Below are 13,874 nucleotides of genomic sequence, written 5' to 3' on the forward strand. Positions count from 1 at the left end.
CGCGAACAGGTCCACGGCGAGCATGGCGACGATGCCGCCGAGCACGGCCAACCACAACCACAACGGGACATCCATGCGGAGACTCCTGCCTCGGTCGGTGCCTTACTACCCCGCCGTTGACGGGAGGTTCGTCGACGTTCGGTGCAGGCTGACCGGTCCGGACTGCCCCGGGTGCGTCGCGATCGTATGTACCGGAGGCCAAGGCCTCTGAAACGGCCGGGGGTTGGATGACGCCTGGCCGCCATGTCACCGCCAGCGGGCGACTCCCACGCTGCAGGGCTCGGCGGCACGGCCGTCGAACTCGTCGCGACGCACAGGCGCCCGCGGCCCTCGGCGTGTCCCTACCTCCACCGCAAGCGCGAGAGCTGGAACATTGACATTCGGCTCGCAGTCGACGATCGCCATGAACGATCAACAAGATGGCACCTGCACGATTCCTTGCCCCCGAGTGAGCTGCTCCAATAAGTGCTCAGATCTTCACGAGAGAACGGCACGCATGCTACCTTCGGAGGTAGTTCGGGCCCCGCTTCGCGGGGCCCATCGGCGTTTCTAGGGGTGACTTGGTGGTCATTGTTGGGTGGCGTTGAAAATGCACGGAGGAATGAAGGTGTACGCCGGTTCGCCGGCCGCGGCTCGGCAGTACCTGGAGGCCGGCTGCGGCCGAGCCGATGACTACTACCTGGCCGAGGGGACCGGGTTCGCTCGCCGCTTCACCGCCACCGAGGGACACGTGCGGGAGTTACCGCCGCTGACCGGCGATACCTACGAAACGTGGGTCGCCGGCCACGACCCGGCAACTGGGGAACCACGCGGGCAGCTGCGCACCGACGAGCACGCGGTCCGGTTCGTGGAGGTGGTGGTCAACGGCCCGAAGACCTGGTCCCTGGCGGCCGCCCTGCACCCGGACATCGCCGCGGCGTACGAGGCCGCGCAGGACCGCGCCGCCGAACAGATCATCGCCTGGCTGGCGGAGCACGCCACCACCCGGGTCGGGCCGCGGGGCGGGCAGGTGCAGGTGCCGTTGAACGTGCTGGAAGGGGTGACGGTGCGGCACTACATCTCCCGCGCGCAGGACCCGCACCGGCATTTGCACCTGCAGCTGCTGGCGCGGGTGTTCGCCGCCGGGAAATGGCGGGGCCTGCACACCGTCGGTGTCCGGGATTCGCTGAATGCGATCAACGGGCTCGGGCACGCCGCGATGGCCTGCGATCCGGAATTGAACGCCGCATTCGCCGCGCACGGATACACAAAGGACACCACCGGAGAAATCCGAGAGCTCTCCGAGTATGTCGGCCCGTTCAGCGCGCGGCACGCGCAGATCGCCCGGAATGTGGACCGCTACGAAGCCGAGTGGACCGCGGCGCACCCGGGCGAACACCCCGGCCCGGCGTTGCGCCGCGCGTGGGATGCGCGGGCGTGGGCCGACGGGCGCCCGGACAAGGTCACCCCGCAGCCCGGAGCGAAGCTGGAGGAACGCTGGCAGGCCGAGTTTGACGCCCTCGGCTACCGGCCCCGCGACCGCCTCGTCGCACTGCACCCGATGCCGATCGGCGCCCTGGATCGAGCGGCGGCGTTGGACCGGGTGCTCGCGAGGCTGGCCGCCGGCCGCTCGGCGTGGAACGCCGCGGACATCCGCGGTGAGGTGGAGCGACTGATCGCCGCCGCGGGGGTCGTGGCCGACCCGGCGGTGCGCATCGAGCTGGCCGAAGACCTCACCGCCCGCGCGATGGAACGCTGCGTGATGTTGCTGCATCGCGGCGGGGTGCCCGAGCACATCCGGGCCTGGACCTCGGCGCCGGTGCTCGCGGTCGAGGCTGACCTCACCGCTCGCCTCGCCTCCCGAGCCAGCGAGCGTCCGGCCGGCGCACCTGGTCCCGACCTGCTACCACCGGTCGACATCGCCGTGGGCGGCACGCGGCTGGATCCCGGGCAGGCCGCGGCGGTCGCCGCGCTCGCCGGCCCGCGGGCCCTGGTCGTGGTCGAGGGCGCGGCCGGCGCCGGCAAGACCACCACACTGGCCGCCACCAGGGCTCTGCTCGACCAGCAGAGGCGCCGTTTGGTGGTCGTCACCCCGACGCTGAAGGCGGCCCAGGTCGCCCAATTGGAGGTCGGCGCGGTCGCCGGGTCGGCGGCCCGGCTGGCCTTCGAGTACGGCTGGCGCTGGAATGCCGACGGCGCCTGGGCCCGCCTCGCCGTCGGCCACACCGACCCGGTCACCGGCCGGGTCTACACCGGCCCGGGGGAGGGGGCGGGGCTGCGGGCCGGCGACCTCCTCGTCGTGGACGAGGCGGGCATGTTGGACCAAGACACCGCCCGGGCCCTGCTGACGGTCGCCGACGAGTGCCAGGTGCACGTCGCCCTGCTCGGGGACCGGCATCAGCTCGCGGCGGTCGGGCGGGGTGGCGTCCTGGACCTCGCCGCGGCGCAGGTCGAACCGGCCGGGCACCTGACCCTGGTCGGGGTGCACCGTTTCACCCGCACCGACGCCACCGGTGCCACGACACCGGACACCGACTACGCTGAGCTGACCCTGGCGATGCGCGCCGGCGAGAAGCCCGGGACGGTGTTCGACGCCCTCCTGGCCCGTGGCCAGATCCGGCTGCACCCCGACGCGCAGGCGTTGCGGGAGGCGCTCGCCGCCGGTGCGGCCAACGGCTACACCGCGGGCGAGCGGGTGGCCGTGGTGGTCGGCACACGCGAGCAGGCCGCCGCCCTCAATGCCGCCATCCGCGACCGGCTGGTCACCGACGGTCGGGTGGACGACCGGCGCGTGGTCGTCACCTCGGCCGGGGAGCGGATCGGCGTCGGCGACCGGATCGCCACCCGCCGCAACGACCGCAACCTCCAGGTGGCCAACCGCGACGTGTGGACGGTCACCGGCGTCGACCGGGACGGCGGGCTGCACGTCACCCCCGCCGGCGGCGTGTCCGCCGCAGTCACCCCCGACGTCACCCCGGCCGGGACAGGGGCGCGGATGCTGCCCGGCGACTACGTCACCGCGCACGTGGAGCTGGCCTACGCCACCACCGCGCACGGCACCCAAGGTGACACCGTGACCGCCGCCCACCTGGTGGTTGACGAGAACACCGGCGCGGCCGCGGCCTACGTCGGCATGACCCGCGGCAGAGAGGCCAACACCGCCCACCTCGTCGCGACCGACCCCGCCGAGGCGCGCCAGCAGTGGCTCGCCGTCTTCGCCCGCGACCACGCCGATCTCGGCCCGGCGCATGCCGCCCGGCTGGCCGCCGCCGACGCCACCCGCTACGCCACGCCCCGACCGCTGGAACAGGCGCTCGCCGACCTGCACTCCGCGTGGACGGCCGAGCAACGCTGCCTGGACCGGCTCGCGCACGCCGAACCCCGCGCAAACGCGCTGCGCCAGATCGTCGCGCTCGAGTCCACCCACGCCCACCCGCTCACCGCGCTGGAAGCCCGGTACGAGCGGACGGGGATCGACGCCCGCCACGCCACGGCGCGGGCCGACGCCAGCCGCGCGGCCGTCATCGCCGAGACAGACCGGATCCGCGACACGCTGTTCGACAGCTGGGACACCCGGCGTGACGCCGCCCGCGACGCCGCGCAGGTCGTGCTCGACGGTCCCGGCCGGCTCCGGCTTCGGCGTGCGGCGGTGAACCGGGCCGGCGAGCAGCTGGTCGACTGGGCGGACGCCTGGCGGCCCTACCTGCCGGCCATGCCCACCGACCAACAGCAGATCGCGCGCCTGGCCGACCGGTCCGACGACCGACCGCGACTGTGGACCGCCTTCGACTCCTACGCCCGCCACCACGCCGAACACGCCCACCCGGGGCACGCTGCGTTGTGCGCGACCGCAGCCACCGCGCAGGAGGCCCACCGGAAGGCCGGGGCCGCGGTAACCGACGCCCGACGTCAGCACGAGCACCGGCTCGCCCGCTTCGGACCCCTCGCCTGGACCCTCGACCCGGCGGAGCGGCTGGCCGACACCGACCGGGACATCGCCACCGCCCGCACCGAACTCGCCGCCGTCCGAGCTCGCATCGAACGACTGACGGCCGAGCCGGCCCTCGTCGCCCAGCCGGCCGACCAGCTAGCCCGAGAGCGTGATCACTGGCGGGCCCACCACGACCCCGAGCTCGCTACCCCCCAGACACCCGCATCCCCGTCGGCGCCGACCCAGATGGTCGTCCGACCGCCGCTCCCCGAGGACGTCCGACGGCTTGCACTACATCGCGACGCGGGCCTGGGGATGTCTCGGTGAATCCCCAGGTAGAAGGGAGCGGGAAGACAAGTCCCATTTGCGGTGTCAGCGTTCGGATCAGCAGACGAGCCGAGACTGCGCTGGCCATGGCCAGATGCACGACCAGGGAGGCGATGAGCGGTGGCGTCGATCGCGAGGCGGCCTGACGGCACGTACCGGCCGCGGTACCGGGATGAGAACGGCAAGGAGCACGCCCGCCACTTCAAGCGCAAGGTCGACGCCCAGCGGTGGCTCGACGAACAGACCGCGGCGTTGGTGCGCGGTGACTGGGTTGACCCGAAGAGGGGCCGGAGCACCTTCGGTGCCTATGTCGAGACTTGGCTGCCGGCGCAGCCGCTGCGAGACTCGTCCCGCCGGGCCTACGACTCCTATCTGCGGAATCATCTGCTGCCCACCTTCGGGGACAAGCGCCTGTCGGCAGTCACGCGAACTCAGGTGCTCGCGTTCCGTCGTGGGATCGAGGCGAAGCTGTCGCCGACGACCAGTCGGCAGCTGTTGGCGCTGCTGGCCGGCATCTTCGCCGACGCCGTCGAGGACGGGTTCCTCGCCAAGTCACCGTGCCGGGACACCGTCCCGCCTCGACCGCACCGGGAGAAGGTCGTCCCATTGACGATCGAGCAGGTCGCAGCCTTGGTCGACGCCGCGCCCGACCGGTACCGCGCCCTCGTCGTCCTGGGCGCCGGCTGTGGCCTCCGGCTCGGCGAGGCACTGGGCCTCAAGGTGAGCAGGGTCCGGTTCCTCGAGCGGGAGCTGGACGTCGTCGAGCAGCTGACGCTGGTGCCGGGGGCGCCGCCGAAGCTCGCACCGCCGAAGACTCGCGGAAGTATCCGCACGGTGCCATTGGCCGACGTGGTCGCCTCGGCGCTGGCCGAGCACCTGGCGGGCTTCCCAGCCGAACCGGACGACCTCGTCTTCCGGTCGCGCACCAGCGGCCCAATCTGGGCCAACACCTTCAACAACTCGGTGTGGCAGCCGCTCCGCAAGCGCGCAGGCCTCCCGACCGCGCGGTTCCACGACCTGCGGCACTTCACCGCCTCGGCGCTGATCCGCTACGGGGAGTCGGTGAAGACCGTGGCACACGTCCTGGGCCACGCGGACGAGACAGAAACTCTGCGGACCTACTCGCACCTGTGGCCCGACGCGGACACCCGAACCCGTGCGGCTGTCGACGCGGCTTTCGCGCCATCTGCGGACTCCGTGCGGACTAAGGGGGTCGCATACCTGGGCTGACCTGCGGAAAGAGTCCGGGAGCGCGTCATCCCCGACATCACGCGCCGGCACATGGCGGTCAACATCCGCAAGTTCGTGCTGCAGGCGCACTCGCTGGACGAGCTGGTCGCACTCGGCACGCTGACCGCGCAGGCCGCCCGCTTCCTGGAGGCCGCGGTCGCCTCCGGGCTCAACATCCTGGTCTCCGGTGGCACCCAGGCCGGCAAAACGACCCTGCTCAACTGCCTGTGCGCCGCCGTCCCGGCCCGGGAGCGGGTGATCACCTGCGAGGAGGTCTTCGAGCTGCGGGTGCCGCTGCCCGACGTCGTCTCGATGCAGACCCGCCAGCCCAACCTCGAGGGCGCCGGGGAGATCCCGTTGCGCCGGCTGGTCAAGGAGGCGCTGCGCATGCGGCCCTCCCGCATCGTCGTCGGCGAGGTGCGCCAGGAGGAGTGCCTGGACCTGCTCATCGCACTGAACTCGGGCCTGCCCGGCATGTGCACCCTGCACGCCAACAGCGCCCGCGAGGCCGTGGTGAAGATGTGCACCCTGCCGCTGCTGGCCGGCGAGAACATCGGGACGTCGTTCGTCGTCCCCACCGTCGCCTCGAGCGTCGACCTGGTCGTGCACGCGGGCACCGACGCCGACGGCCGCCGCCGGGTGCGGGAGATCGTCGCCCTGCCCGGCCGCGCCGAGGACGGCGTGGTCGAGATAGCCGACGTCTTCACCAGCCGGGACGGCCGCCTGGTCCGTGCCGACGGCTACCCGCCGCACCCCGAGCGGTTCGCCGCCGCCGGGTTCGACCTCGCCGGGCTGCTGGCGTGACGGAGTCCGGTGCCCTCCTCGGGCTGCTCCTCGGGGTGGGCCTGCTGCTGATCTGGCGCAGCGGACCGCGCGCACCGCAGCGGCGCAGCGACGCCCGCGGGCCCGGGCGCCGGCAGGAGCTCCTGGCCGCCGCCGGGCTCACCGGCATCAACGGCGCCCAGTTGCTCGCCCTGCAGATCGGCCTGGGGCTGCTCGCGACCGTCGTCGTCCTGGTCAGCACCGGCACGGTGACCGTCAGCCTGGCCTTCGGCCTGTTCGGCTTCCTGCTCCCGCACGTGCAGGTGCGCCGGCTGGCCGGCAAGCGGCGGGCCGACCTGCGCGAGGTGTGGCCGGAGGTCGTCGACAACCTCGCCTCCGCGGTGCGCGCGGGCCTCTCGCTGCCCGAGGCGCTGGGGGCGCTCTCCACCCGCGGCCCCGAGGTGCTGCGGCCGCCGTTCGCCCGGTTCGCCGCGGAGTACCGGTCCAGCGGCCGGTTCGGCCCGTGCCTGGACCGGCTCAAGGACGACCTCGCCGACCCGGTGGGCGACCGCATCGTAGAGACGCTGCGGGTGGCCCGCGAGGTCGGCGGCACCGACCTCGGCCGCGTGCTGCGCACCCTCTCGACCTTCCTGCGCGAGGACGCCCGGGCGCGGGCGGAGCTGGAGACCCGGCAGGGCTGGGTCGTCTCGGCCGCGCGCCTCGCCGTCGCCGCACCCTGGGTCGTGCTCCTGCTGCTGGCCACCCAGTCGACGACGCTGGCCGCCTACGACTCGGCGCTGGGCACCGTCATCCTGCTCGGCGGCGGAGCGGTGTGCCTGGTGGCCTACCGGCTGATGCTGCGGATCGGGCGGCTGCCCGAGGACGTGCGGGTGCTCCGGTGAGCGGGGTGTGCCGGTGAGCGCCGCCGTCGTCGGGATGCTGCTGGGCCTGCTGGCCGCGACCGGCCTGGTGCTGGTGCTGACGTCCGCGCCGCCGTTCCGATCGGTGCGCCTGGTCGACCGGCTGGCGCCCTACGTGCACGACACCCCGCCGCCGTCGCGGCTGCTCGGCACCGCGACCGAGCCGGGTCTGCTCACGGCGGTGCGCCGGATCGCCGGCCCGTCGATCAGCAACGGCGCGCGGGTGGTCGACCGGCTCATCGGCGGTCGGGCCGGGGTGCGCCGCCGGCTGGACGCCCTCGGCGGCGAGCTCACCGTCGAGGACTTCCGCATCGAGCAGGTCGTCTGGGGCGGGCTCGGTCTGCTCGCGACGGCGCTGGTCGTGACGGTCGGGTCCGTGGCCGCCGGCGACCTCAACGTGCTCTCGGCCGGGCTGTTCTGCCTCGCGGGGCTCGTCGGCGGGGTGCTGGGCCGCGACTGGTGGCTCACCCAGCAGGTCAACCGGCGCGAGGAGCTGCTGCTCGCCGAGTTCCCGGTGGTCGCCGAGCTGCTGGCGCTGGCGGTGACGGCGGGCGAGAGCCCCACCGCGGCGATCGCCCGGGTCACCCGGCTCTCCGGCGGTGAGCTGGCCCGCGAGCTGGCCGCGGCGCTCGGCCGGGCGCGGGCAGGCGTGCCGCTGACCGACGCGCTCCAGCAGGTCGCGGACCGGACGTCGCTGGAGCCGCTGGCCCGGTTCATCGACGGGCTGCTCGTGGCGATCGAGCGCGGCACCCCGCTGGCCGAGGTGCTGCGCGCTCAGGCCGCCGACGTCCGGGAGGCCGGCAAGCGCCGGCTGCTGGAGGCCGGCGGCCGGAAGGAGATCGCCATGATGGTGCCGGTCGTCTTCCTGGTGCTGCCGGTCACCGTTCTCTTCGCCCTGTTCCCGGGGTTGATCAGCATCGTCTCGCTGTCGCAGTGAGCAGCGGGCGAACGACAGGAAGGACGACGATGCGCGCACTCGCGTACCTCGACGCGGCGCTCACCTCGCTGGCGGCCCGCCTGCGGGGGGAGGAGCCGGAGCGGGGCGACGTGCCCGGCTGGGTGATGGTGACCGTGATGACCGCGGCCCTGGTGCTGGCGATCCTGGCGGTGTTCCAGGAGGCCGTCGTCACCGCGGTGCAGAACGCGCTGAACTCCGTCACCGGTGCCGGCTGAAGCAGAGGCCGGGGCGCGCGACGGCGAGCGGGGCAGCGCCGTCGTCGACTTCGTCATGGTCTCGATGCTGATCATGACGCTGCTGCTGGCGGTGCTGCAGGTGGCGGTCTACGTGCACGTGCGCAACGTCGTCACGGCCAGCGCCCAGGAGGGTGCGCGGTACGCCGCGCACGCCGACGTCGACTCCGCGGCGGGGGCCGGGCGGACGGTCGAGATCGTCGCCCGCGCCACCTCCGAGCAGATCGCGCGGGGGCTGGCCTGCACCTCGGGCGAGGAGCTCGACACCTCCGGGGCGACGCTGGTGGTGGTGCGCTGCTCCGGTTCGGTGCCCGCGCTCCTGGCGGTGCTGGGCAATCTGCTGCCGCTGGAGGTCACCGGCCGGGCGATGAAGGAGGCGGCGTGAGGTGGCTGCGCCGCCGGCTGGGCATGGTGGCCGGTGAGCGCGGGTCGGCGCTGGTGGAGTTCGTGTTCATCGCGCTGGTGGTGTTCGTGCCGCTGGTCTACGTGGTCGCGGGGTTCTCGGCGGTGCAGCGCGGGGTGTTCGCCTCGCAGGCCGCGGCGCGGGAGGCCGGTCGGGCGATGGGCACCGCCCCGGACCCGGGAACCGGGCACGAGCGGGCGCTGCGGGCCGCGCAGCTGGCGGTGGCCGACCAGTCGGTGGACCTGGCCGACCTGCGGGTGGCCTACGCGCCGGCGGGTGCGGACTGCGAGGGCGCGGGCGGCTGGTCGCCGTCGCTGGTGCCGGGGGAGGAGTTCTCCGTCTGCGTGACCGTCACGGTGCGCATCCCGTTGCTGCCGGAGTTCGTGGACGCCAACACCGCTACCGGCCAGTTCGTCGTCGAGCGCGACCGCTACGTCGACGGCTGACCCCGGCACCGCAGAGGTGCTCTTCCACGAGTTCCTCGGCGAGGAGTACCCCGACGGCACAGGAGCTCGCCACGAGGTGCGGGTCGACATCCACGAGATCGGGCAGCTCGACAACAGGCCGTGGCCCGAGCAGCCGGGCGAGGACTGATCGACCCGGTCCGGCCGACCGGCGCGGCCGCCGTGTGACGGTCGCGTGACGTCTGCCGGCCGCGTGAGCGCGACCGCGTTGCGTTGCCGCCCGACCGCGTTTGCCCGTCCGGGTGCAGGGGCAGGCGGACGGCGACCCGATCCAGGGTGCCGCCGTCCTCCCCGCACACGTTCCCCGGGCTGCCTGTGGCCGGACGCTCCGCCTGGCCGACCCGCGGGGGTCGCGGCGGCACCGCCGGCGCCGGACGCGCGCCCCGCCGGCCGACGAGAGACGGAGACCCAGCCATGGCCTCGGAGCAGCGGAACGGCGACCAGCACGAGCACGAGCAGCAGGAGGAGCACGGCGGCAAGCTGTCGCACGAGACGAAGATGTACCTGCGGTTCGCGGGCATGATCGCGACGGCCATGGTCGTCATGTACTGGACCATGTTCGTGAGCTCCTGGGAGTGGAGCCACGTCCGCTTCAGCGAGAGCCGCGTCTTCATGGCGCTCACCATGGGCGGCACCATGGGGCTGGTCATGCTCGCCTGGATGCTCGGCATGTACCGGAACGTGAAGGGCAACATCGCGATCATCGTCGGGAGCCTGCTCCTCTTCGGTGGCGCGGTCTTCCTGGACCGCAGCCAGGTCACCGTGGACGACCGCAACTGGATGGGCGCGATGATCCCGCACCACTCGCTGGCCATCACCCGCTCCGAGCGCGCCGACATCGACGACGTCCGCGTGTGCCAGCTCGCCGTCGACATCATCGTCGCCCAGCAGCGGGAGATCGCCGAGATGGAGTGGCTGATCGAAGACATCCGGGAGAACGGCGAGGCGGAGACCCTCGAGGAGGCCCGGGAGCGGCCGGTCCCCGAGTTCCCGGCCGAGGCGCTCCGGGACTGCCCCCCGGCGGGCTGACCCCCGAACAGGCCGCACGCCGCGCGGGCCCTCCGACCCGGCGGGCGGGGACTCTCGACCCTCCCGCCGGGGCAGGGCCCGGAGCAGCCTGGACCCGGGTCCGGAGAGGGCCCGTCGGAGCGCCGGCCGGCGCCCGTCCGTCCTGCCCAGGGAGCGGTCATGACCGTCCACGCACACCACCCCGGCGTCGTCCCGTCCTCCACCCAGGAGCGGTCCTCCGCCGAGCGGCCCGCGCAGAAGCAGCCGGTCAAGGACCACAACCTGCTCATCGGGCTCGGGGTGCTCGCCGCGGTCGTGCTGGTCTTCACCGCGATGGTGGTGCTGACGATGCTCGCCGGTGGCGACGGCTACGTGCGCTGAGCCACCGCCGCTGACCCGACCGCGCGGACGGGACGACGGGAGAACCGCCGCACGGCCCCGGGGGCATGCCGTGCGGCGGTCGTCCTCCCCGATCAGCCGACGACGTGCTCCGGCACGACGCGGGTGCTGACCACCTCGCCGTCGGCGAGCTTGCTGGCGGTCACCTGGTCGGGCGCCTCGCCGTGCTCGACCCACCGCTCGATCGCGGTGAGCCAGTCGACCGTGTCCTCGCCCGGGCCGCCGGCGCAGTGGTAGACGCCGGGCAGCAGGAACAGCCGCATCCAGTCCTCGGTGGCCGCCCGCCCGCCGTTGGCCGCGACGGCCTCCTCCACGTAGTGGATCGTGCCCTCGGGGGTGATCAGCGGGTCGGCCCAGCCGTGCCACACGAGCAGCTTCCCGCCGGCGCGCTCGAATCGGTGCATCCGCACCTCGTCGGCGTTGTAGATCTTGGCCATCGACCGCAGCTTGGCCGCGTCCCGCGTGGGGTCGAAGTCGAACAGCGAGTACCCCGGCCCCGGGTCGCGCGGGAAGGCCAGGTACCGCAGCACCGACTCGGCGAAGTTGCCGCCACCGGAGAGCGAGGTGTCGGTGCCGATCGACCAGCCCGGCCACCCGGCCTCGGAGCCGACCACGAGCCCGCCCGGGTAGAGCTGGCGGCCGCGGTCGTCGACCGGCGGTGCGTAGAAGGCGCGGACGACGTCGATCTGGGCCGACGTCAGGCAGGTCGGCTGGTCCACGTCGCCCGGGCACTGCAGCGTGCCCGGGTCGAAGTCGCAGTTCTCCGGATCGGCGATCACCCCGTCGACGTCGCCGTCCAGGGCGTCGCAGCGGTCCAGCGCCGCGGCGGCGACCACCGGGGCCTTGGTCCCGGGCAGGATGACCGTCCCGTCGGGGTTGCGGTTGACCGTCTCCAGGTGCCCCTGGGACAGCGGCGCGAGGTAGTTCTGGTAGAGCGCCGGGGCGCCGGCCACGATGCCGTCGAAGTCCTCGGGGTAGCGCTGCGCCTCCGACAGTGCCTGCCGCCCGCCCGTGGAGCAGCCCTGGAAGTACGAGTACGCCGGCGCCTGGCCGTAGAACTGCTGGACGTACTGCTTGGCCGCCACCGACACCACGTGCGGCGAGCGGTAGCCCCAGTCGATCTCGGCCCGCCGGTCGCCGTACGCCCAGGAGCCGTCGCTCTGGCCCTGGTGGCCGCTGTCCTCCGCGGCGACGGCGTACCCGCGGGACAGCGCCTCGCCGCAGGAGTCGATGGGGATGGCGCCGCAGAAGCCCCCGCAGCCGGTCTGGAAGTACTTCTGGTTCCAGCCGCTGGTGGGGAACTGCATCTGGAAGCGGATGCCCCCGATCCGGCCGGTGGCGTCGCAGTGCTCCGGCTCGCCGGCGGCAGCGGGGACGACGGCGGCGGTGTCGACGACGGCGCGGTCGCCCTCCACGCGGACGGTGCTGCCGACCAGCGCGGCGCAGCGCTCGGCCGCGGACGCGCCGGCCGCCGGTGCGCCCGGTGGCTCGGCCGATGCCGGTACGGCGAGCGCCAGGAGGGCGACCAGGGTGAGCAGCACGGCACCCAGCCGCCCTCGGCCGGTGGAGCGGGGAACCATCGTCACGCGAGCCTCCCGAAATGGCGGTGGCCATTTGTTCCGCTCGTCGGAACGAATGGCATCAGCGGTGGGGGCAGTCAAGAGACTCGGGCCGGGATTGGCAACACCTGAGCCGGAAATTGCTCGCTCCGCTGCCGAGGTGCGCCATTCTTGCCGCCATTGTTCCGCTCGGAGGAACGGACGGGTGGTCGCGCCGGACAGCGGCAGTGCTGCGGTCGCCGTCCGGTGTGGTCGTGCCGTCGTCGCAGGTCAGGTGGACGACCACGGACGGTTGCGCTGTGCCCGACCGGTTCGCCTGGTCGGGTGACCGGTGCTGTCCCGCGTCGTCACCCTGCGCCTAGGTTCGCCGCGTGCCCCGCAGCAGAGCCCGCGCCGCCGGGCTGCTGGCCTCCCTCCTGCTGCTGTCCGCGTGCGCGGCCGGTGAAGCGCCCGCGGAGCGGCCCGATGCCGCCGCCCCCGGCTACCGGGCGCCGTCGGGGGCGCCGGAGCTGTGCGGCCGGCTGGCCGGGGCCGTCCACTTCACCGGCATCCCGCACGCCGTCGGCCGGCTCGCCGCGGGCACCGGCGTGCCCCAGGCCCGGAGCGCGCTGACCGACGCGCGCGACGAGCTGCGCGCCCTGACGGCCGAGCTCCCCGCGAGCGCGGACCGGGAGCTGTCCGCAGCGGTGGACGACCTGGCCGCCGCGCTGCGGACGGTCATCGACGCGCCCCGCGACGACGACGCGCGGGCCGGCCTCGTCGTCGAGATGGACCAGCTGGTCGCGGAGCTGCAGCCGGTGTGCGGGTACCCGTCGTGAGGCGCCGCTGGCTGGCGCTCGCGGGCGCATCCGCGTGCCTCGTCGGGGTTCCGGTCCCGGCCGCAGCCGCGCCCACGGCCGGGCTCTGCGTCGTCGACGAGCAGCGCGGGGCGGTCCCGGCCGGCTTCCCGCTCGAGGCCTGCGTCGACGCCGGTGGCGTCGTGCTGCGCAACCAGCTCGCCGCACCGGTCGTCGTCCGGGTCTCCGGTGACGTCGGGCCACCCGAAGCGGTCGACCTCAGCGCCGCCGCCGTCGCGGGCGCCACCCGTCTCCTGGCGGACGACGGGCGGGTCCTGGCCCCCGGGGACGTCGTCCGGTGGTCGCGGGGCGCCGGCTCCGCCGAGTTCGCCGTCGGCACCCTGACCGAGCCGGCCGCCGCACCGGTGGTCCTCGGCCTGCGGGCCCTGCTGCCCGACCTCGCCGTCGGGCCGGCCGACGGCGACCGGGTGCTCGCCACCCTGGCGGCCGAGGTGGGCGCCGCGGTCGGGACCTGGGGCTCGTGCGCCGACGGGGCGAGCACGGTCGGCCGGACGGCGTGCGACCTGCGGGCCGCCGACCGCATCGGCACGGCGCTGGCCCGGCACCTGCGGGCCAGGATCACCGACGACGCGGCCGAGATCGCGCTGGACGCCGGCCGCTGGGCGGAGTGGGTGCAGGCGGCCGGGACGGTCGGCGCAGCCGTGGCGGGGGACCGGCCGCGCCTGGTGCAGCACGCGGTGCCCTCCCCGCCGGCCGAGCAGGCTCCCGCGCCGCAGGAGCCCGCGGCGCCACCGGTCGCGCCCCGGCGCACGACGGCACCGGTACCCGCCCCACCACCAGCCCCCGCGCCTGCGCCTGCACCGGCTCCCGCGCCCGTCCCGGCCCCCGCGCCCGTCCCGGCCCC

The 13,874-nt window shown here is 74.1% G+C and carries 13 protein-coding genes and 1 pseudogene; 13 read left to right on the forward strand and 1 reads right to left on the reverse strand.

The window, feature by feature from the left end; translation table 11 throughout:
• Positions 1 to 601 precede the first annotated feature (601 nt).
• From mobF to E9529_RS19415, 11 genes and pseudogenes are all read left to right on the forward strand, one after another.
• Positions 602 to 4,237, forward strand: a complete 3,636-nt coding sequence (gene mobF, locus E9529_RS19370; RefSeq protein WP_236832903.1) for a MobF family relaxase — start codon at positions 602 to 604, stop codon at positions 4,235 to 4,237.
• 120 nt (positions 4,238 to 4,357) lie between these two features.
• Positions 4,358 to 5,467 (forward strand): site-specific integrase, encoded by a 1,110-nt coding sequence (locus E9529_RS19375; protein WP_236832904.1) that lies wholly within the window; start codon positions 4,358 to 4,360, stop codon positions 5,465 to 5,467.
• Between the two features lie 21 nt (positions 5,468 to 5,488).
• Positions 5,489 to 6,271: pseudogene (locus E9529_RS19380) on the forward strand (CpaF family protein); the annotation flags it as partial.
• On the forward strand, positions 6,268 to 7,131 hold the full coding sequence (locus tag E9529_RS19385) for a type II secretion system F family protein (protein WP_236832906.1): 864 nt from the start codon (positions 6,268 to 6,270) through the stop codon (positions 7,129 to 7,131). The pseudogene E9529_RS19380 and the gene E9529_RS19385, both read left to right, overlap by 4 nt.
• Before the next feature lie 13 nt (positions 7,132 to 7,144).
• Positions 7,145 to 8,086 (forward strand): type II secretion system F family protein, encoded by a 942-nt coding sequence (locus tag E9529_RS19390; RefSeq protein ID WP_236832907.1) that lies wholly within the window; start codon positions 7,145 to 7,147, stop codon positions 8,084 to 8,086.
• A 29-nt stretch (positions 8,087 to 8,115) separates the two neighbouring features.
• Positions 8,116 to 8,322 (forward strand): hypothetical protein, encoded by a 207-nt coding sequence (locus tag E9529_RS19395; protein WP_236832908.1) that lies wholly within the window; start codon positions 8,116 to 8,118, stop codon positions 8,320 to 8,322.
• A complete protein-coding gene (locus E9529_RS19400; protein WP_236832909.1) occupies positions 8,312 to 8,725 on the forward strand; it encodes a TadE family protein in 414 nt (137 codons plus the stop codon). Before E9529_RS19395 ends, E9529_RS19400 begins: the two co-directional genes overlap by 11 nt.
• A complete protein-coding gene (locus E9529_RS19405) occupies positions 8,722 to 9,189 on the forward strand; it encodes a hypothetical protein (protein WP_236832910.1) in 468 nt (155 codons plus the stop codon). The genes E9529_RS19400 and E9529_RS19405 overlap by 4 nt, the downstream gene beginning before the upstream one ends.
• Positions 9,190 to 9,205: 16 nt before the next feature.
• A complete protein-coding gene (locus E9529_RS22255; RefSeq protein ID WP_255709562.1) occupies positions 9,206 to 9,337 on the forward strand; it encodes a hypothetical protein in 132 nt (43 codons plus the stop codon).
• A gap of 284 nt (positions 9,338 to 9,621) precedes the next feature.
• The gene (locus E9529_RS19410; protein WP_236832911.1) at positions 9,622 to 10,236 is read left to right on the forward strand and encodes a DUF305 domain-containing protein; all 615 of its coding nucleotides are present in this window, start codon (positions 9,622 to 9,624) and stop codon (positions 10,234 to 10,236) included.
• A gap of 159 nt (positions 10,237 to 10,395) precedes the next feature.
• Entirely contained in the window at positions 10,396 to 10,596 is a 201-nt protein-coding gene (locus E9529_RS19415) for a hypothetical protein (protein ID WP_236832912.1), read from the forward strand.
• Between the two features lie 92 nt (positions 10,597 to 10,688).
• Here E9529_RS19415 and E9529_RS19420 read toward each other — a convergent pair whose 3' ends face one another.
• Positions 10,689 to 12,194 (reverse strand): tannase/feruloyl esterase family alpha/beta hydrolase, encoded by a 1,506-nt coding sequence (locus tag E9529_RS19420; protein ID WP_236832915.1) that lies wholly within the window; start codon positions 12,192 to 12,194, stop codon positions 10,689 to 10,691.
• Between the two features lie 350 nt (positions 12,195 to 12,544).
• Here E9529_RS19420 and E9529_RS19425 point away from each other — a divergent pair, with 350 nt between their 5' ends.
• Both E9529_RS19425 and E9529_RS19430 read left to right on the forward strand, forming a co-directional pair.
• Positions 12,545 to 12,991, forward strand: coding sequence for a hypothetical protein (locus tag E9529_RS19425; RefSeq protein ID WP_236832913.1), 447 nt, complete (start codon positions 12,545 to 12,547; stop codon positions 12,989 to 12,991).
• On the forward strand, positions 12,988 to 13,874 hold an 887-nt coding region (locus E9529_RS19430), incomplete at its 3' end, for a hypothetical protein (RefSeq protein ID WP_236832914.1). The genes E9529_RS19425 and E9529_RS19430, both read left to right, overlap by 4 nt.

Origin of the sequence: Blastococcus sp. KM273128 (assembly GCF_021698975.1) — a bacterium.
GTDB lineage: Bacteria > Actinomycetota > Actinomycetes > Mycobacteriales > Geodermatophilaceae > Blastococcus.